The organism is Brachybacterium sp. GPGPB12 (genome assembly GCF_038396325.1).
GTDB classification, from domain to species: Bacteria; Actinomycetota; Actinomycetes; order Actinomycetales; family Dermabacteraceae; genus Brachybacterium; species Brachybacterium conglomeratum.
This window is the reverse complement of sequence record NZ_CP149573.1, coordinates 2016404-2033518: the sequence shown is the minus strand read 5'-3', so window position 1 is coordinate 2033518 and position 17115 is coordinate 2016404. Positions and strand designations below refer to the sequence as shown.

General features: G+C 70.2%; 16 protein-coding genes and 4 pseudogenes. 6 read left to right on the top strand and 14 right to left on the bottom strand.

Going from position 1 to position 17115, the window contains the following annotated elements; genetic code table 11:
- Positions 1–40: 40 nt before the first annotated feature.
- The 7 genes from WKH84_RS11810 to WKH84_RS11780 form a co-directional block, all read right to left on the bottom strand.
- On the bottom strand, positions 41–430 hold the full coding sequence (locus tag WKH84_RS11810; protein ID WP_341853801.1) for a hypothetical protein: 390 nt from the start codon (positions 428–430) through the stop codon (positions 41–43).
- Positions 431–440: 10 nt separating this feature from the next.
- A complete protein-coding gene (locus WKH84_RS11805; RefSeq protein WP_341853800.1) occupies positions 441–605 on the bottom strand; it encodes a hypothetical protein in 165 nt (54 codons plus the stop codon).
- 67 nt (positions 606–672) lie between these two features.
- Positions 673–1491, bottom strand: coding sequence for an ABC transporter permease (locus WKH84_RS11800; RefSeq protein ID WP_341853799.1), 819 nt, complete (start codon positions 1489–1491; stop codon positions 673–675).
- A complete protein-coding gene (locus tag WKH84_RS11795; RefSeq protein ID WP_341853798.1) occupies positions 1488–3044 on the bottom strand; it encodes a sugar ABC transporter ATP-binding protein in 1557 nt (518 codons plus the stop codon). Before WKH84_RS11795 ends, WKH84_RS11800 begins: the two co-directional genes overlap by 4 nt.
- Positions 3041–3994, bottom strand: coding sequence for an ABC transporter substrate-binding protein (locus tag WKH84_RS11790; RefSeq protein WP_341853797.1), 954 nt, complete (start codon positions 3992–3994; stop codon positions 3041–3043). Before WKH84_RS11790 ends, WKH84_RS11795 begins: the two co-directional genes overlap by 4 nt.
- A gap of 53 nt (positions 3995–4047) precedes the next feature.
- Positions 4048–4479: a substrate-binding domain-containing protein gene (locus WKH84_RS11785; protein ID WP_341853796.1), complete on the bottom strand. Its 432-nt coding sequence runs from the start codon at positions 4477–4479 to the stop codon at positions 4048–4050.
- On the bottom strand, positions 4439–5083 hold the full coding sequence (locus tag WKH84_RS11780; RefSeq protein WP_341853795.1) for a LacI family DNA-binding transcriptional regulator: 645 nt from the start codon (positions 5081–5083) through the stop codon (positions 4439–4441). The genes WKH84_RS11785 and WKH84_RS11780 overlap by 41 nt, the downstream gene beginning before the upstream one ends.
- Positions 5084–5610: 527 nt before the next feature.
- Here WKH84_RS11780 and WKH84_RS11775 point away from each other — a divergent pair.
- Together WKH84_RS11775 and WKH84_RS11770 are read left to right on the top strand one after the other, a co-directional pair.
- Positions 5611–6168 carry a hypothetical protein gene (locus WKH84_RS11775; protein ID WP_341853794.1) on the top strand — a complete coding sequence of 186 codons (558 nt, stop codon included), beginning with the start codon at positions 5611–5613 and terminating at the stop codon, positions 6166–6168.
- Between the two features lie 166 nt (positions 6169–6334).
- A complete protein-coding gene (locus WKH84_RS11770; RefSeq protein ID WP_341853793.1) occupies positions 6335–7192 on the top strand; it encodes a sugar phosphate isomerase/epimerase family protein in 858 nt (285 codons plus the stop codon).
- Positions 7193–7219: 27 nt separating this feature from the next.
- On the opposite strand, the gene WKH84_RS11765 is transcribed toward WKH84_RS11770, so the two are convergent.
- Positions 7220–8440, bottom strand: coding sequence for a hypothetical protein (locus WKH84_RS11765; protein WP_341853792.1), 1221 nt, complete (start codon positions 8438–8440; stop codon positions 7220–7222).
- A gap of 569 nt (positions 8441–9009) precedes the next feature.
- Here WKH84_RS11765 and WKH84_RS11760 point away from each other — a divergent pair.
- From WKH84_RS11760 to WKH84_RS11745, 4 genes and pseudogenes are all read left to right on the top strand, one after another.
- Positions 9010–10182: a Gfo/Idh/MocA family oxidoreductase gene (locus WKH84_RS11760; RefSeq protein ID WP_341853791.1), complete on the top strand. Its 1173-nt coding sequence runs from the start codon at positions 9010–9012 to the stop codon at positions 10180–10182.
- 5 nt (positions 10183–10187) lie between these two features.
- Positions 10188–11535, top strand: a pseudogene (locus WKH84_RS11755) (DUF993 family protein).
- A gap of 145 nt (positions 11536–11680) precedes the next feature.
- Positions 11681–12016: pseudogene (locus WKH84_RS11750) on the top strand (TIM barrel protein); the annotation flags it as partial.
- An 82-nt stretch (positions 12017–12098) separates the two neighbouring features.
- Positions 12099–12314: pseudogene (locus WKH84_RS11745) on the top strand (TIM barrel protein); the annotation flags it as partial.
- On the opposite strand, the gene WKH84_RS11740 reads toward WKH84_RS11745, so the two are convergent.
- The 6 genes and pseudogenes from WKH84_RS11740 to WKH84_RS11715 form a co-directional block, all read right to left on the bottom strand.
- Entirely contained in the window at positions 12296–13297 is a 1002-nt protein-coding gene (locus WKH84_RS11740; protein WP_341853790.1) for a substrate-binding domain-containing protein, read from the bottom strand. The pseudogene WKH84_RS11745 and the gene WKH84_RS11740 sit on opposite strands and share 19 nt — an antisense overlap.
- Before the next feature lie 229 nt (positions 13298–13526).
- Positions 13527–13619: pseudogene (locus WKH84_RS11735) on the bottom strand (LacI family DNA-binding transcriptional regulator); the annotation flags it as partial.
- A 232-nt stretch (positions 13620–13851) separates the two neighbouring features.
- The gene (locus WKH84_RS11730) at positions 13852–15624 is read right to left on the bottom strand and encodes an NAD(P)-dependent oxidoreductase (protein WP_341853789.1); all 1773 of its coding nucleotides are present in this window, start codon (positions 15622–15624) and stop codon (positions 13852–13854) included.
- A gap of 154 nt (positions 15625–15778) precedes the next feature.
- Positions 15779–16228 (bottom strand): YciI family protein, encoded by a 450-nt coding sequence (locus tag WKH84_RS11725; protein ID WP_341853788.1) that lies wholly within the window; start codon positions 16226–16228, stop codon positions 15779–15781.
- Positions 16229–16414: 186 nt separating this feature from the next.
- On the bottom strand, positions 16415–16603 hold the full coding sequence (locus WKH84_RS11720) for a hypothetical protein (protein ID WP_341853787.1): 189 nt from the start codon (positions 16601–16603) through the stop codon (positions 16415–16417).
- 10 nt (positions 16604–16613) lie between these two features.
- Entirely contained in the window at positions 16614–17087 is a 474-nt protein-coding gene (locus WKH84_RS11715; RefSeq protein ID WP_341856872.1) for an NAD(P)H-dependent oxidoreductase, read from the bottom strand.
- Positions 17088–17115: the final 28 nt, after the last annotated feature.

Sequence of the window (17115 nt, the reverse complement as noted above, 5' to 3'; positions counted from 1 at the left end):
ACCGATGGCATTGTTGCCGGAGGCCAGCAGGTCGACGCCCTCATGGTGAGCACTGAAGTGCCGCGGACCCCCACTTCGAGGAACCCTCGCCTTCAGCTGTGCCAGAGCACAGCTCGAGATCGAAGTACCCCGTGTCCAGCCGGACGAAAGCATCGCCTTCTACTGCCTCGAGCGTGCGGATCCCGTCGACATCACCGACCCAGGGCCCGCCGAGCTCAAGCGTCTCGGTGCCCTCCAGGTCCACCACAGCGATGAACGTGGTGGCAGAGGAGCCGGAGCTAGAGTTCACCCGTTGGCACACGACCACTTCACCCCGCGAGGTTTCGGCGGAGTACACCGCCTCGGGATAGTGGCCCAGGACGGTGAAGACGATGGGCTCCTTGATGCGACTTCCATCAAGGGGGTCGGCGATCTCGACTCGGATCGTCATTGGTTCTCCTTCATGAGGGATCTCTGAGCTCTATCTGCGACCGGTTCAGGCGAAGACTGGGCTGGCCAGCACGCCGACCGAACGTGATGCGCTTCTGCTTGAGGCTGTCGATAGACACCGCGATCACGATGACGATGCCCTTCACGAGCAACTGAGTGAAGAAGGGGACATTCATCAGGATGAGACCAGTGGTCAGCACCCCAAGGATGAGGGCACCAATGAAGGTGCCAATGATCCGACCCTTACCGCCGGCGAGGCTGGTACCACCAAGAACGACAGCAGCGATGGCGTCGAGCTCGTAGCCTTCTCCCGCAGTCGGCTGGGCCGAGACCACGCGACCGGCGAACAGGACGCCTGCCAGGCCTGCGCAGGCGCCGGCAATCACGTAGACCGACGCGATGACGGCCTTGACGTTCACGCCGGCCAGACGTCTTCGCCTCAGGATTGCCACCGACGGCATAGACGTGGCGACCGTAGGTGGTGTGCTCGAGGAGGAACCAAGCAATCACATAGACGATGAGCATCGCGATGACGGGTGCCGGGATTCCGAGGACGGCGCCGCTTCCCAGGGCGCGGAAGCTCAGGTTGCCGTCGACGATCGGCTGACCGCCGGTCAGCGTGTAGCCCAGGCCGCGCAGGAACGTCATCGATGCCAGGGTCACGATGAACGCGGCGAGGGCCATATAGGCGACCAGGAGGCCGTTGACGAGTCCGGCGATCGCGCCAGCGATCACTCCGATCAGCACCGCCGGGATTGCGGGGACTCCTGCCATGGCGACCATGACGCTGACGACGCCGGCGACTGCCACTGTCGACCCGACAGAAAGGTCGATTCCCGCCGTGATGATCACAAAGGTCATACCCGCGGCGAGGATGGCGTTGATGGAGATCGCACGGGCGATGTTCCAGAAGTTGTCCATCGACGCGAAGTTTGGAGCGATGGCGGCCATGAGCGACACCAGTGCGATGAGCACGAAGAGGATGCCGTAACGGTCCCACCAGCGGGCAAAGTCGAACGACGGGCGGTCGATGGGCGTCGAGGTCGTGTTGGTGGAGGTCATTCTGCTTCCCCTTCGGGCGTGGCGGCGGTGCCAGTGGCGTGGAACATGACGTCGGTCTCGGTGGTGGTGGCCGAGTTGAGCTCTGCAACGATCCGGCCTGCGCGCATGACGAGCAGGCGGTCGCTGATCCCGATCGCTTCGAGAAGGTCGGACGAGACGACGAGGATGGCTTTACCCTCCTCGGCGAGGGCGTTGATCGCGTCGTATATCTCGCGCTTGGCTCCGATATCGACGCCGCGGGTCGGCTCGTCGAGGATCAGCAGGTCGGAGTCAGCCATCAGCCAGCGGGCGAGAACGGCCTTCTGCTGGTTTCCTCCGGACAAGGACCTCACCGGCGGCCCGATCGCGTTCTGTCGGAGGTTGAGCCGGGACATCTCTTCTCGTACCGCGGCGCGGATGGGGCTCTTGTGCAGCAAACCGGCTGTTGCGTAGGAGCTGAGCGTGCTGATCGAGATGTTCTGCTCGACCGTGTGATCGAGGAACAGCGCTTGTTCCTTGCGGCTCTCAGGGACCATTGCGATGCCGGAGGAGATGGCGTCAGAGGGTCTGCGCACGAGCATCGGGCGGCCCTTGATCGAGACGGTTCCGCTTCGGTGTGGATCGGCCCCAAAGATCATTCGCACCAGTTCGGTGCGGCCGGCTCCGATGAGGCCGCTCATGGCTACAACCTCGCCGGCCCGCACCGTGAGGCTGGCGGGGCCAACCTCGTCCCCTTCAACATCCTCGACCTCGAGGATGACGTCTCCGGGGGTGCGGACAGGGTGCCCATAGAGGTCACCCACGTCGCGGCCAACCATCATCCGCACCACGTCAGCGGGCTCGATCTCTTCCTTGCTCCGTGTCCCCACGAGCTTGCCATCGCGGAAGACGGTGAGTCGGTCAGCAAGGCGCCAGACTTCTTCCATGCGGTGCGAGATGAACACGAGAGCCACGCCTCTGGCCCGCATGTCCTCGACGAGCTCGTAGAGTCGCTCTGACTCGCTGCGCGAGAGCGCCGCAGTCGGCTCGTCCAAGACGAGCACCCGGGCCTTCTCCCCGATAGCCCTGGCGATCTCGACCATCTGCTGTCGGCCCACGCTGAGACGGCCGAGCGGGGTACGAGGATCGACGGTGGCACCGGTCAACGCCAGCTTGGACTTGGCATCGGCGAGCATTCGCTTGCGGTCGAGAGTCCCCAGCGCAGTCTTCGGCTCATGGCCGAGTGCCAGGTTCTCGGCGACGGTCATCTCTGGGACTGTGTTCAGTTCCTGATGAATGATCGCGATGCCGTGCTTGGTTGCGGCCGCCGGCGAGCTGATCTCGATCTCTTGACCGTCTAGGAAGATCGTTCCGGTGTCCCGGGGCTCGTTGCCAGCGAGGATCTTCATAAGAGTGGACTTCCCCGCGCCGTTTTCCCCCATGAGTGCATGGACCTCGCCGGAGTAGAGCTCGAGGTCGACGTTGTCGAGCGCTTGCGTGGCGCCGTAGCGCTTGGAGATGCCGCTCAGTCTGAGTAGCGGAGGCGGTGCGGAGTTGAGGGTGTCAGGAATTTGCTGTGTGGCCACGGTGCTCACCAGCCTTCGTAGGTGTCGATGTCGTCACGGGTGTAAAGCTCGCTGGGGATGAGGATGGTGGGGTCGGCGGGAAGATTCCCGGCGATGATGTCCTGTCTTGCCAGGACGCCCTGGCGGACCATCTCGGCGGGATTCTGGGTAGCGAACCCGATGAATGGAGAGCCGGGCCGCTTGAGCTCCTCGACTCCCTCGGGACTGCCGTCGATGCCAGTAACGATGATCTGGTCGGTCAGGCCGGCCTGCTCAACGGCGAGAACAGCGCCAAGCGCGGACGGATCGTTCATGGCCCAGATCCCACTCACGTCCGGTGCGGACGTGAGCATGTCCGTGGTGACGGTGAGACTCGAAGCACGGTCATTGTTGGATGACTGGTGCCCAGCGATCTTGATGTCTGGAAACTCCTCGAGGACGTTCATGCGGCCGGTAACGCGATCTCTAATCGTCTGCAAGGGAGTCCCGTCGACGATGAGGAGCCTCCCGGCGCCGCCCATCTGCTCGAAGAGATAGCGAGCCGAGATCTCGCCGGCTTCGACGGCATCGGTCATCACCGTGGCCGAAGCTCCATCAGCGACGGAGTCAACAGCGATGACGATGGCGCCGTTGTTCTGAGCTCGTGTGATGGCAGGAGCGATGCCCTCACTATCGATGGCGCTGATGACCATGAGATCGACGCCCTGGAGGATGAAGTTGTCGATCTGGTTGTACTGCTCAGCGAGGTCCAACTGAGCATCCTGAACGTTTAGGTCCGCTCCCAATGTGTGAGCGGCATCCTTCGCGCCCTTCTCCATCGCGGCGAAGAACGGGTTGGACATGTCCTGCACCATCAGGCCAATCGACTCGATCTTGGTGGTGCGTGGCTTCACGGCTTCGTCGCCGGTGGTGCAAGCGGACAGCCCGAAGGCTGTGGTCGCGAAAGCGGCGCCGAGAGCGGTTCTACGGCTGATCTTCATGACGTCCTCGTCGTGGTCGTGGGAACTTGGGTAGGGGTCGGGGGTGGCCTGCGTCAGGAGGGGCATCCGCAGGATTCACGGATCGTCAGCTTGGCGGGCATGACGATTTGGTCACCCGGCTTGTAGATGTCGGTGAAGGCAGTTGCCTCGGTGGAGGCTTCTCGCCGCTCGATCAGGTCCAGTAGGAGGGTCGCGGCTTGTCGGCCAATGAGTGCGGCATCCTCATCGATCAGAGTCATCGTGGGAGTGGTGAGCGGAGCCCAGACAAACTCGTCGAACGAGACAAGGCCAAGGTCTTGTGGCGCGTGAAGGGAATGCGTAGCCAGGGCCCCCATGACGCCTCGGAGCAGTGGGTTGTTGCCAGCGATGATGGCGTCCGGTCTGGAGCCAGAGCCTAGATGCTCAGAGAGTGCATCGGCGGCGGACGTCGTGTCGTTCTCTGCATCAAGAACGGTCAGGGACGCTCCATTGCGGCGTGCGAGCATCCTGGAGTCCTTGCACACGAGGTGCTCGAGTTGGCCATCGTGATGGGTACATGACAGACACCCAGTTGCGGTAGCCGTGCAACCCGAGGTGGTCGCCGAGATCCCTGCTCGCCTTCAGATTGTCAGTGGTGACACTGGCTGTTCGGTTCGACCCCGCAGGGGGAGGAGAATCCACGAAGACCACAAGCACCTCCCATCGCTCAAGGAGGTCGAGGTTCTTCTTGGACAGAGGCAGTGTTGTGATGAGGCCTGCCGGCCGCATCCCGAGCACGGACTCTATGGTCTGGTCCTCGGCTTCCTGGCTGTAGTGCCCCTTGGAGGCGATGTCGGAGACCATCGCAGTGTGCGTGGATCCGAGAAGCTCGGTGTGGACTCCTTGGACGAGGTCGACGTAGTAGCTGTTCTCCGTGCTGGCAGTGATGACAGAGATCCCGCTTCGCCGATTCCGCTTCAGGTCGCGGGCGGCAGAATTGACGACGTAGCCAAGGTAGGCGGCGGCATCTTGGACAGCAAGACGGCTCTTCTCCGAGACTCCAGACTTGCCGTTGAGGACCTGGGAGACCGTCCAGATGCTCAGGCCGCTGCGCCGACTGACATCGGCCATGGTGGGCTTCATTACCCCGCACTCCCTAAGCGTTTAGGTTGATGGAAGCTTGCATCCGCTTCGACGCGAGCAAGCTACAGGGTTGTGTCGCGGTCGTCAAGGCCGCGGGACTGGTGCGCCGTTAGGGTCCTCCGTCGTGATTTCGCGACAGCTCTGTCCAGGTAAGTGCGTCGGCCACCTCAACGCGACAGGCGCGTTATCGCGAGTCGAGTGAACCCGCTTCACGCGCTCGCACCTGCCTGCCGGCGAGGAAAAGCTGGCCGCGGGCGCCCGCGGTCGATGGGATCCTTTGCGCGTCTGGCGGCGGAACCGCGCCCGTGCTGAGCTCCGCGCGCCGGGCGCTCCGTGCCGGGTGAGACGCCTGTAGCCGGCGTCGACGGCGCGCCCGCCGCCCTGGACCCGCCGCTGAACAGCTTGCGCCCACCGAGCCTCGTCGTGTGCGACTCTACGGCGGTGCAGGCCGACGGGGCGGGGCACGCGGAGGGACGGGTGATGACAGCGACGAATACGGCTCCGAGAGTGGGGCGATGACGGCCGTCGGCCAACCCGGCGTCGGCGCCGAGCCGAGCCCTGCGGGCGGGCCCGCCCCGCTGCAGCCGCTGGTCGGCGGGGCGAGCAGGGAGGAGCCGCACACCCGGCTCGCGAAGCTCGGCATCCAGCTGAACGCCGGCGCGCGCACGCTTCTCGAGGATTCGTGCTTCGACACCCGCGCACCGGAGACGCTCGAGGTCGTGCGGCCGCGGCCTCCACCAGCTCGGCCTCGCCTCAGGCGGCACCCTCCCGCAGATCACCGCTGCGGCACGGGCGCAGGGTCTCGTCCCGCGCCGCCGCCGGACACCGGCCCTTACCTCCGCCTCGCCATCACGGACCAGGGGCAGGCCCCGGACTCGATCCTCTCCGCCGGGAGGGCGCCGACCGGCGCCGTGCACGTCCACTCCGTACCTCTCCGCGCGGACCACGACTACCCCAAGGGCTTCTATCTGCGTGTCGTCGACGGCGTCACCTGGTCGCGGGGCTTTCGCTGCGACGAGGAGTACGTGTGGCCGGCCGACGCCGTCCTCGCCCTGCGGGCCCCCGACGCGTGAGGGGCCCCCGCGTCATCTGACCGCGAGGCGGTGTCTGAGCGCTGAGCGCACCGCGGCGTCCGACCGAGCGGCGGCGCCTGAACGCACCGTGGCACCCCGCCGTCCCAACTCGTGGACGAAGTGGCCCAGATCACCGCCTCGCGACGTTCCGCCCTAGGCTTCGAGAATGTTCTCCTGCCTGTCGCCCGGAGCGCTGGGGCTCCCCCTGGACCACACCGCCGCCATCGACCTCGCCGTCACGCACGGCTTCGGGGGCGTGGACCCCGACCCCGACCACTTCCGCACCCTCCTAGCCGACGGCGGCCTCGAGGCCGTCTCCGCCCACGGCGACGCCGTGCGGGCGAAGGGCCTGCAGTGGGGGATGGCCGGCCTCCCGATCGCGCTGGACTCCCCGGCCGAGGAGTTCCGCACCGCCCTCGGCTCCCTGCCCGACGCCCTCGAGCCGCTCACCGCCGCCGGGGTCACCGCCGTCGGCACCTGGATCCGCCCCATGCACCAGACCCTCGACCATGCCGCCAACTGGCGCCTGCACGCCGGACGGCTCTCCCTGGTCTCCGAGATCCTCGCCGACCACGGGTCGCGGCTCGGGCTGGAGTACATCGGGCCGAAGACCTTCTGGTCCACCGAGCGCCACCCCTTCGTGCACGACATCACCGATGCCCGCGCCCTGATCGCCGAGACCGACGCGAGCAACATCGGCCTGATCCTCGACAGCTACCACTGGTACACCGCCGGGGAGACCCCCGAGGACCTCACGGGCCTCGCCGCCTCCGACATCGTCTCCGTCGACATCAACGACGCGCGCCCGGACCGGGCGCGCGACGAGCAGATGGACCTCGACCGCCGCCTGCCCTACGACACCGGGGTGATCGACCTCGACGGGTTCATGGGTGCGATCCGCGCCGCCGGGTACACAGGCCCCGTGAAGGTCGAGCCGTTCATGAAGAGCCTCGCCGAGCGGCCCGTCGACAAGGTCCTCGCCGACATCTCTACCCGCCTGGACCGGGCGATCACCGGCGCCTGACCCGCCCCGGCCTGGCCGGCGCAGTGGCTACTGGTACGAGACGAACCAGGGGCGCGGCTCCAGGGCGTAGGTCTCCTCCGGGGTGAACATCGGGGTGTCCTCGTCGTGGAAGTTCTTCCACGCCATGAAGATCCCGCCCGGCAGGTCCTGCTGGAGCGCGTTCCAGGTGGCGAGCTTGTCCTCGGGGGTGCCGTGCCCGTCGGCGTGCAGGGTGATCGCGAGCTCGGGGCGGGAGGTGTCCACGTTCTGACGGTCGGAGATCATCGAGAGGTTGAACTGGTGCAGGATCAGCACCTTCTGCGGCAGGCCGTGCTCCGCCGTGAGGTCCGCGAGCCAGGTGGAGACCTCGTTGATCTCCGCGGCGGTGACCGAGCCGATCTGCTCGAGATGCTTCTGCCCGGGCTCGAGCCGCCACTCGGCATCCAGTGCCAGGCCGACGTGCGGGGCGGTCAGCGGCTCCTCGTAGAGCTTCGCCTGGGTGAGGAAGTCGGTGGTGCCCGGCCGCAGGTCCAGCACCACGTACGCCCCGGCTTCGCCCGCGGCGTCGACCCACTCGCGCAGTCCCTCGGCGCCGAGCTCGGAGGAGAAGTCGCCGTCGCCGCCCGGCTCCGAGGAGGCGATGGTCGTGATGATCTCGAGCGCGGGGACGACCGGCTCCTCGGCGAGCCCGTCGTACTCGGCGACCATCTCCTGCACCCGCTCGAGGGTCTGCTCGAGGTCCTGCTCGCCGAGGATCCCGAGCGAGGGCACGGCGGGGGAGCCGTAGGCCGCGATCATGCGCCGGCCGGGGAAGGCGGTGATCCCGCCGCCGGGCGCCTCTGTCGTCGTCGCCGTCCGGCCCAGCGCCTCCACCAGCGCCGAGGTGTCGCCGAAGGAATCGCCGAGCGCGAGCACGCCCGCCGAGGCGTCCTCTCCGGCCGCCTCCTTCGCCGCGGCGACGCTCTCGCTGCTGCGGCCGACGTCCCCGCCGGGCGTCTCGACGACGGTGCCGCCCGCGGCGGTGACCACGGCGCTCGCGAGTGACTGTGCGGGCGAGGCCGCCTCCGGGTCGATCAGCGGCGTCACGGCGGTGGTCGCTTCCCCGGCGGAGACCTTCGGGAGGTCGGGGTTCTCGGCGGCGAGGTCGATCTCGATGATCTCCCGACCGTCCCCGAGGTCGCCGGGATCGACGCCCGCCGGGACGACGAGCGTGGCCGCGCCGAGCCGGTCGATCTCATCGGTGACCGCCTGGTCGATGCCCGCCAGCACCGGGGCGGGGAAGCCCTTGAGCGTCGGCGCAGCGCCTCGAGCGAGGCCTCGTCGGCGAGGACGGCGACGTCCGAGGAGGTGAAGAGTGCCGCGCTCAGGGCGGCGGACGCCGCGGGGAGATCGTCGCCCGGCGACACCGTGGTCTCGGGGGACTCGGTGCGCTCGACGGAGAGATCGCCCCCGGTGCAGGCCGCGAGGCCTCCCGCGAGCGCGAGCGCCGTCGCGCCCGCGAACGTTCGCCGGGTGATGGTCGCCGGTCGTCGGTCTCGTGCTGTCACGGCGGTGACCTCCTCTGCGATGTGGGCGAATGCCGGCGATCGGGACGGGCCGAGCCCGGGCTGGTGCGGTCGCATGGTGCCCATGCTGTCAGAGCAGCGGAAGGGTGAAGGGCACGGAGAGCCCTATGTCGGATCTCCCCGGTCGCTCGTCGTTCCTCGCTGCGGACCCGATGCGGTAGGCACGCGCTTGCCCGAGCGAGATGCTCCGTGGTCTAATCATTCGAGATGGAAAGCGGTTACCACCGCAGGAGCTGCGAGTGCGGCCCAAGGACCTCGAAGGAGAGCAGTCACATGGCAGAACGCAGGATCGGCATCATCGTCAACGGCGCGACCGGGCGCATGGGCTACCGCCAGCACCTGGTCCGCTCCCTCCTCGCCATCCGCGACCAGGGCGGTGTCGAGCTCGAGGGCGGCGACCGGCTCATGCCGGACCTGCTGCTCGTCGGCCGCAACGAGGAGAAGCCGCGCACGATCGCCGAGCGCCATGGCCTGAAGAACTGGACCACGGACGTGGACGAGGCGCTCGCGAACCCGGACTACGAGGTCTACTTCGATGCGCTGGTGACGAACCTGCGAGTGGCGAACCTGAAGAAGGCGATCTCCGCCGGCAAGGCGATCTACACCGAGAAGCCCACCGCTGAGTCCTTCGAGGACGCGCTCGAGCTCGCCCGCCTGGCGAAGGAGGCCGGGGTCGTGAACGGCGTCGTCCACGACAAGCTCTACCTCCCCGGCCTGCTCAAGCCGCGCCGCCTGATCGACTCCGGCTTCTTCGGCGAGATCCTCTCCGTGCGCGGCGAGTTCGGCTACTGGGTCTACGAGGGCGACTGGCAGAGTGCCCAGCGCCCCTCCTGGAACTACCGCTCCGAGGACGGCGGCGGCATCGTCGCGGACATGTTCCCGCACTGGAACTACGTCATCGAGGAGCTCTTCGGCCGCATCGAGGACGTCTACGCCCAGACCGCCACCCACATCGGGACGCGCTGGGACGAGCAGGGTCAGGAGTACACCGCCACCGCCGACGACGCCGCCTACGGCGTCTTCCGCCTCGAGGGCGGCGCCGTGGTGCAGATGAACTCCAGCTGGGACGTGCGCGTCCACCGCGACGAGCTCGTCGAGTTCCAGGTCGACGGCACCAGGGGCTCCGCCGTCGTGGGCCTGCACGGCGCCCGCATCCAGCCCCGCGAGGCGACCCCGAAGCCCGTGTGGAACCCCGACGTCAAGGATCCCCACAACTACTACGACGACTGGATCGAGGTGCCGGACAACGCCGGGCCCGACGGCTTCGACAACGGCTTCAAGGTGCAGTGGGAGGACTTCCTGCGCCATGTGGCAGGCGCTGAGGAGGGCTCCGACTATCCGTACGACTTCCTCTCCGGCGCGCGCGGCGTGCGGCTGGCCGAGGTGGGCCTCGCCAGCTCCGCTGAGGGCCGCCGCATCTCCCTCACCCCGCTGACGGAGGTGTGAGAGCCATGAGCGAGCCGCAGCTGACCCTGCTCGACGAGGACGGCGCCCTGCGCCGGATCCCGCTCGCCGAGGCCCCCGCCTTCGCCCGCCCCACCGCGCCGCTGCGCTCCCGCGTGGTGTACGCGGCGGTGCACGTGGTCCCGCTGGTCCACGGCGACAACACTCCCGGCGCCCCTGCCCAGATCGACTGGGATGCGACCCTCGCCTTCCGCCGCACCATGTGGTCGCGCGGGCTCGGCGTGGCCGACGCGATGGACACCGCCCAGCGCGGCATGGGCCTGGACCCCGCCGCCACCCGCGAGCTCATCACCCGCACCGCCGACGCCGCCCGCGCCGCGCTCGAGGACCCCGAGATCGCCGCGGTCTTCCCCGCCGGCGCCACGGTGAGCGACCTCGTCGTCGCCGGGGTGAACACCGACCAGCGCGAGGAGCGGGACCTGAGCCTCGACGAGATCGTCGAGGCCTACGTCGAGCGACTCCGCGCCACCGAGGCGAGCGGCGCCGGCGCCGTGCTCATGGCCTCCCGCCACCTCGCGGCCGCAGCGACCTCGGCCGCGGACTACGAGGACGTCTACCGCCGCGTGCTCGCCGAGGCGACCGCGCCGGTGGTCCTGCACTGGCTCGGCACCGCCTTCGACCCGCAGCTGGCCGGCTACTTCGGCAGCGACGACCCCGCAGAGGCGGCAGAGACTCTGCTGCGCATCATCGGTGAGGACCCCTCCCGCATCCGCGGCGTGAAGATGAGCCTGCTGGACGACGCCGCCGAGATCGCCGTGCGGGAACGCCTGCCCGAGGGCGTGCGCATGCTCACCGGCGACGACTTCCACTTCTCCCACCTCATCGTCGGCGACGGCACCTCGACGGGGGAGGCCGACGAGGCCCAGGTGCAGGGGGAGTACTCCGACGCGGCCGCTCGGCGCCTTCGCCGCGACCGCCCCTGCCGCCTCGGCCGCCGTGCAGGCGCTGGACGCCGGGGGCGTCGCCGAGGCGCGGCGCATCCTCGACGCCTCCGAGCGGCTCGCCCGGCACATCTTCTCCGCCCCCACCTACCACTACAAGACCGGCGTCGCGTTCCTGGCCTGGCTGAACGGACACCAGAAGGCCTTCCAGATGGTGGTCGGCATGCACTCCGCCCGCGACCTGCCCCACCTCTCGCGCACCCTCGAGCTCGCCGCCACCACCGGCAACCTCGAGGACCCGGCGCTCGCCGCCGAGCGCTGGCACGCGATGCTGCGACTGGCCGGCTACGAGATCGACTCCGCCACCGACAGCGCGGCGGACTCGGGCGGGGCGACCGCCGCGAGCGAGGACGCCGCCGCATCGCGGACCGCACGGACGGGAGACGCCGCATGACCACGCAGACCAGCTCGACCGCCATCGATGTCGAGGTCGCCGGCACGGTGCCCCGGCTGTCCCTGAACCGCTGGACCTTCCGCACCACGCCGGTGCAGGAGTTCCTCGAGGCGACGACCTCCCGCGGCATCGGCGCGGTGGGCCTGTGGCGCCAGGACGTCGAGGAGGTGGGCCTGGACGCGCCGCGCCGCCGCGTGGACGACGCCGGGCGCGCGTCAGCTCCCTGTGCCGGGGCGGGTTCCTCACCGCCTCCGGCGAGGCGGACCGCGCCGCGGCGCTCGCCGACAACCGTCGGGCGATCGACGAGACCGCCGCGCTCGGCGCTCCCACCCTCGTCATGGTCGTCGGCGGGGTGGACCGCGCCGACAAGGACATCGTCGGGGCCCGGGCCCGGGTCACGGAGGCGATCGCCGAGCTCGCCCCCTACGCCGAGCGGCGCGGCGTGAGCCTCTCCCTCGAGCCGATGCACCCGATGTTCGCCGCCGACCGGGCCGTGCTCTCCACCATCGACCAGGCCCTCGACATCGCCGAGGCCTCCGGCGGCTCCCGCCGTCGGCGTCGTCGTGGACACCTACCACGTGTGGTGGGACCCATCCCTCGAGCGCGCCATCCAGCGCGCCGCGGCATCGGACCGCCTGCTCGCCTACCAGGTGTGCGACTGGAACCTGCCGCTCGCCGCCGAGCCGCCGCACTCCCGCGGCTACATGGGCGACGGCTTCATCGACTTCCCCGCAATCACCCGAATGATCAAGTCCGCCGGCTACACCGGGGACATCGAGGTCGAGATCTTCAACGAGGACGTGTGGGCGACCCCCGCCGAGGAGTCCGCACGGATCATCGCCGAGCGGTACCAGGAGCTCGTCCGCCGTACGCGTGACACGGCGGGCCACGGGCCCACCTCGACCTCCGCCTCCGGGCGCCGCCGCGGCCGGAGCCTCGCTGATCCTGAGGCGGTCTCGTGTCTCGCGGTCAGCGGGGTGCGATCTCCGTCGATTCGCGCAGCCGCCACATCCCCGCGCACCCGCACCTCGCGCACCGGGTCGGCCGCGCCCTCGGCCGATGGCTCCTCGTCGGAGCCGCTCGCGGCCTCCGCCTCATCCCCCGACCGGTGCGCGGGGGCGACGCCCTCGAGCGCCCACGCCGCCGCCTGCGCCGCCATCTCCGACAGCGGCGGCGCGAGGGTGGTCAGCGAGGGATTCGCGTCCGCCGCGGCGGTGACCCCGCCGAAGCCGGCGACCGCGACCTGGCCGGGCACGTCCAGGCCGCGACGGCGCGGCTCGCCGAGCGCGCCGAGGGCCATCATGTCGGCCGGCGCGAACAGGCACAGCGGGCCCTGGTCGGAGCCGCCGGCTCCCTCGAGATGCTCCTGGACGCGGGCGGCGGCCTCGATCCCGCCGTCGCGGGTGAGATCCGCGGCGATGCTCAGCTCGGGCTCGATCCCCGCCTCCGTCAGCGCGGCGATGAAGCCGCTGGTGCGGGAGCCGGCCGACGGGATCCCGGGGATGCCCTCGACCACGGCGAAGCGTCGATGCCCCTCGACGACCAGGGCGGTGGCGAGCTCGTGGGAGTCCGCGGCGTCGTCGGAGATGATCGTGCGGCCCACGCCGAGAGACTGGCCCAGCCCCACGACCTTCCCGCCGTTGCGCTCGAAGCCCTGCAGCGGCGTGCTGATCGCGGTGTCGTCCTCGGTGCCGTAGCGGTGCGTGCCCACCAGCACGAGCGCGTCGACCTGCTGGGCGATCAGGGAGCGCAGCGCCCGCACCTCGGTGTCGATCCGGCGATCGGTCTGCGTGAGCGAGCACCTGGGACTGCGAGGCGAACAGCTGCTGCTGGACCTCGCCGGCGATGGTCGCGAAGTACGGATCGGCGAGATCGTGCACGACCAGGCCGATCAGCCCCGAGCGGGAGCGGGCCAGGGCCTGGGCCTGGGCGTTGGGGACGTAGCCGAGGCGGTCCGCGGAGGCGCGCACCCGTTCGGCGACCTCCTTGCCGGGCACGCGGGCCGAGCCGTTGAGGACGCGGGAGGCGGTGGCGAGCGAGACGCCCGCATCCTGGGCGACGTCGCTGAGGCGCACGGCGGGCATCGGGGGCTCCTTCGTGGTGAGGCGGTCCTCCCGTCGGTGATCGTCCGGGCGGTGCGCACCGGAGCGGTCCGTCGGGGCCGACGGGTCCGACGGGAGGGCCCGACGGGGCCGCCGGGGTGGGTCGACGAGAGGGGTGGGAAACGCTGTCCCGGGAAGGTCAGCATAACGAGGCGATCACGGCCACGAGGCCGGCACGGCAGGTCGGGGAACGTGATCCCGGTCGGGATGCGGGTCAGGCCATGGAGTCCCGGCGGCTCCCGTCCACGGGATAGCGCGGCGGCTCCCCGGCGGAGAGGCGTCGCAGCTCCTCGAGCGCGGCCTCGCCCATGCGGTGCGACTCGTTGCCCTGGGAGCCCGCGATGTGCGGGGTGAGCCGCGCGAGCTCCGCCTCCCACAGCGGGTCGTCGTCGGCGAGGTCGTCGTGCACGTCGAGGACCGCGCTGAGCCGGCCCGAGAGCACCTCGTCCCGCAGTGCGTCGATGTCCACCAGCGCGGGCCGGGCGGTGTTGAGGAAGGTGGTGCCCTCGCGCATCAGGCCGAGCGGCTCGCGGGTGACCATGCCCTGCGTCGAGGGCACGTCCGGGGCGTGCAGGCTCACCACGTCGCTGCGGGCGTAGAGCTCCTCCGGCTCGGCCTTCCTCGCGCCGAGCTCCGCGATCCGCTCGGCGCTCGCGAAGGGGTCGGTGATCAGCACCTCGAGGTCGAAGCGGCGCAGGTGCTCGGCCACCAGCGTTCCGATCCGGGAGGCGCCGATCAGGCCGACCACCCCGCCGTGGTTACCGATCCCGGGATCGGCCGCCGTGGCCGTGCCGACGGTGCGCTCGCGCCGGTAGCGGGCCTGCTGGGCGAGGGTCCGCTTCCCGGCGAGCAGGATCTGGGCGAGCGCGTACTCGGCGACCGGGACGGCGTTCGCCTCGGTCGCGGAGGTCACCACGATGTCGCCCCTGTCCCACACGGCGTCGGTGACGACGGAGCGCACGGTGCCGGCCGTGTGCACGATGGCGCGCAGGCGCGGCATCCGCGCGAGCGCCGCGGCGTCGACGGCGGGAGAGCCCCAACCGGTGACCAGCACCTCCACCTCGGCGAGCTCCTCGCCCGGCGCGGCGGCGAGGTCGGGGACGGTGCGGGAGACGTCGATGCCGGTGATCTCCGCGAGACGCTCCCGCTGAGCGGGGGAGAACATCCTGTCCTGCAGACCCTCGGGCATCGCCAGCCGGGTCCTCATCGCGCGAGCTCCTCTCCGGCGGTGATCAGGGTGCGCAGGGTGTCCGCCTCGCGGGGCAGCGAGCGCGGGGTCGTCGCCCGGCACGAACTCCAGCATCGCATCGCGGTCCGCACCGTTCGCGGCGAGGACCGCGAAGGCCGGCTCCCACAGGTCCGAGCGCTCGGCGAGCGGCAGGCGCTCGTGGCCCGGCCACCAGGAGAAGACGTGGATCGTGGAGGTGCGGGGCGGCGCTCGGCGCGGCGTGTCCAGCGCCGGCTCGACGGGCATGTCCTGATGGGGTCGCCAGTAGGTGAGCACGTTCGCCCGTCCCACCTCGTCCAGCAGGCGCAGGGTCGAGCCGATCTCGTCGGTGAGGGTGCCGCCGTGGAACTCGAGCCCGAGCTCCAGGCCGTGGGCGGCGACGCGGTCGGCGAGCTCCCGGATCCGGCCGACGGTGACGGCGCGGTCCTCGGCGGAGGTCTCCGCCGAGCCGGTGCGGGTCGCCCACACCCGGATCCGCGGGGCGCCGAGCGCGCGGGCCGCGGCGATCACCGCCCCGCCCGCGGCGTGCACCTCCTCGTCGGAGCCGACGAACGTGAGATAGGAGCCGTAGGAGGTGACCGCGAGGCCCGCCTCCTCGGTGACGGTGCGGGCGTGGGTGGCCGCGTCGAGGTCGCCGGGCGGGACGTGCGCGTCCCCGGCCCACTCGATGCCCTCGAGTCCGGCGGAGGCGGCGTGGCGCACCACCTCCTCGACAGGCAGGGAGCGGAAGGTGACGGAGCACAGGCCCGGGCGGATCATGACGATCCCTCCGATCTCGACGAGGCGGGAAAGCGGTTGCTTCCAGCCTATCGCAGGTCCGCGAAGTGCCCGACGGGTCACCTGTGGGGTCCGGTCCGACGCGGCCGGAAGGCAGGCGCCCGACGGGTCGGAACCGAGGGGCCGGCCGCCCGGATCAGCCCTCGCGCCGCGCCCGCTCGGCCTCCTCCTGCCGCCAGACCTTCTCCTTGGCGATGTACTCGTTGTCCTCCGAGACGAGCTCCGCGATCTCCTCGTCGCCGTGGATCCGGCGCACCTCGAGCTTCATGCCGGGGCCGAGCGGGCGACGCTCCGCCCACTGCCGGGCCTCATCGCGCGAGGCGACCTGGAGGATCCAGAACCCGTTGAACAGGGACTCCGTCGGCCCGTAGGGCTCCTCGGAGAGGGTGGGCGGGGTGGAGGAGAAGTCGAGCACGAAGTTCTCCTCCGCCGCCGCGTCTGTGAGTCCCTCGCCGCCGGCGAGCACTCCCGCGTCGTGCATCGCCTCGTTGTAGGCGCCCATCTGGTTGACGACCTCCTCGAAGTCCACCTCGGCGCTCGCGGCGAGCGCGGCATCGGTCGCGCGCATGATCAGCATGTACTTCATCGAGGCTCCTGTCGTGGGGTTCGCGGCGATCCGCGGGCCGTCTGCGCTCAGCGTAGGGCCGCCTCGATCTGGGCACGCGGCGAACGGGCGGATCAGATCAGCCGAAGCCCGCCGCCTCACCGCCAGGGAGACGCAGGCCGGCCCGGGGCCGTGACGGTCCCGGGCCGGTCGAGGTGCCGTGCCGGATCAGCGGCGGGGCGACAGGTCGCCCATCGGCACGAAGTCGGTGAACTCGGGGTCCAGGCCGGGGCGTGCGGGAGCGGCGTCGGCCGACGCGTCCTCGACGGAATGCGTCTCGGCGGAGCCGTCGGCCGCAGAAGCCTTGCCCGCGGCGCCGGCGACCGGGAGCGCCGTCCCGCGACGGGCAAGCGGCATGGTGGCGAGCTCACCGGCCGCGCGACGCACCCGCGCCGCGAGCGGTCGCTCGTCGGCCTGGCCCTCGGTGTCCGCGCCGAAGTCCGCCGAGGCCGCGAACACGGAGGTCGGCACGAGATCCGCCTTCAGGTAGCCGAACATCGGGCGGACCGCGTAGTCGATCGCGAGGGAGTGGCGGGCGGTGCCGGCGGTCGCGCCGAGCGAAGACCGGCTTGTCCTTCCACAGCTCGATGTCCAGCGCGTCGAAGAACGTCTTGAACAACCCGGCCGGTCCCGCGTTGAAGATCGGGGTGACCGCGATGACGGCGTCGGCCGCACGGACCTTCTCCCTCGCCGTCGAGAGGCGCTCGCTGGGGAAGCGGGTCAGCGGCGCATCGGTGAGGTCGTGCGCGTACTCCCGCGGCTCGACGGTGGTCACCTCGACCGCGGAGCCGTCGGCCCCGAGCGCGGCCGACGCCTCACGGGTCAGCTGGTCGGCGAGCATGCGAGTGGAGCTCGGGGTGGACAGCCCT

Excerpts from the sequence above, each read along its gene's own strand:
- WKH84_RS11810 (WP_341853801.1), bottom strand. The coding sequence starts at position 430 with ATGACGATCCGAGTCGAGATCGCCGACCCCCTTGATGGAAGTCGCATC.
- WKH84_RS11805 (WP_341853800.1), bottom strand. The coding sequence starts at position 605 with ATGAATGTCCCCTTCTTCACTCAGTTGCTCGTGAAGGGCATCGTCATC.
- WKH84_RS11800 (WP_341853799.1), bottom strand. The coding sequence starts at position 1,491 with ATGACCTCCACCAACACGACCTCGACGCCCATCGACCGCCCGTCGTTC.
- WKH84_RS11790 (WP_341853797.1), bottom strand. The coding sequence starts at position 3,994 with ATGAAGATCAGCCGTAGAACCGCTCTCGGCGCCGCTTTCGCGACCACA.
- WKH84_RS11785 (WP_341853796.1), bottom strand. The coding sequence starts at position 4,479 with ATGCTCGCACGCCGCAATGGAGCGTCCCTGACCGTTCTTGATGCAGAG.
- WKH84_RS11780 (WP_341853795.1), bottom strand. The coding sequence starts at position 5,083 with ATGGCCGATGTCAGTCGGCGCAGCGGCCTGAGCATCTGGACGGTCTCC.
- WKH84_RS11775 (WP_341853794.1), top strand. The coding sequence starts at position 5,611 with ATGACGGCCGTCGGCCAACCCGGCGTCGGCGCCGAGCCGAGCCCTGCG.
- WKH84_RS11770 (WP_341853793.1), top strand. The coding sequence starts at position 6,335 with ATGTTCTCCTGCCTGTCGCCCGGAGCGCTGGGGCTCCCCCTGGACCAC.
- WKH84_RS11760 (WP_341853791.1), top strand. The coding sequence starts at position 9,010 with ATGGCAGAACGCAGGATCGGCATCATCGTCAACGGCGCGACCGGGCGC.
- WKH84_RS11730 (WP_341853789.1), bottom strand. The coding sequence starts at position 15,624 with ATGATCCGCCCGGGCCTGTGCTCCGTCACCTTCCGCTCCCTGCCTGTC.
- WKH84_RS11725 (WP_341853788.1), bottom strand. The coding sequence starts at position 16,228 with ATGAAGTACATGCTGATCATGCGCGCGACCGATGCCGCGCTCGCCGCG.
- WKH84_RS11720 (WP_341853787.1), bottom strand. The coding sequence starts at position 16,603 with ATGCCGCTTGCCCGTCGCGGGACGGCGCTCCCGGTCGCCGGCGCCGCG.
- WKH84_RS11715 (WP_341856872.1), bottom strand. The coding sequence starts at position 17,087 with ATGCTCGCCGACCAGCTGACCCGTGAGGCGTCGGCCGCGCTCGGGGCC.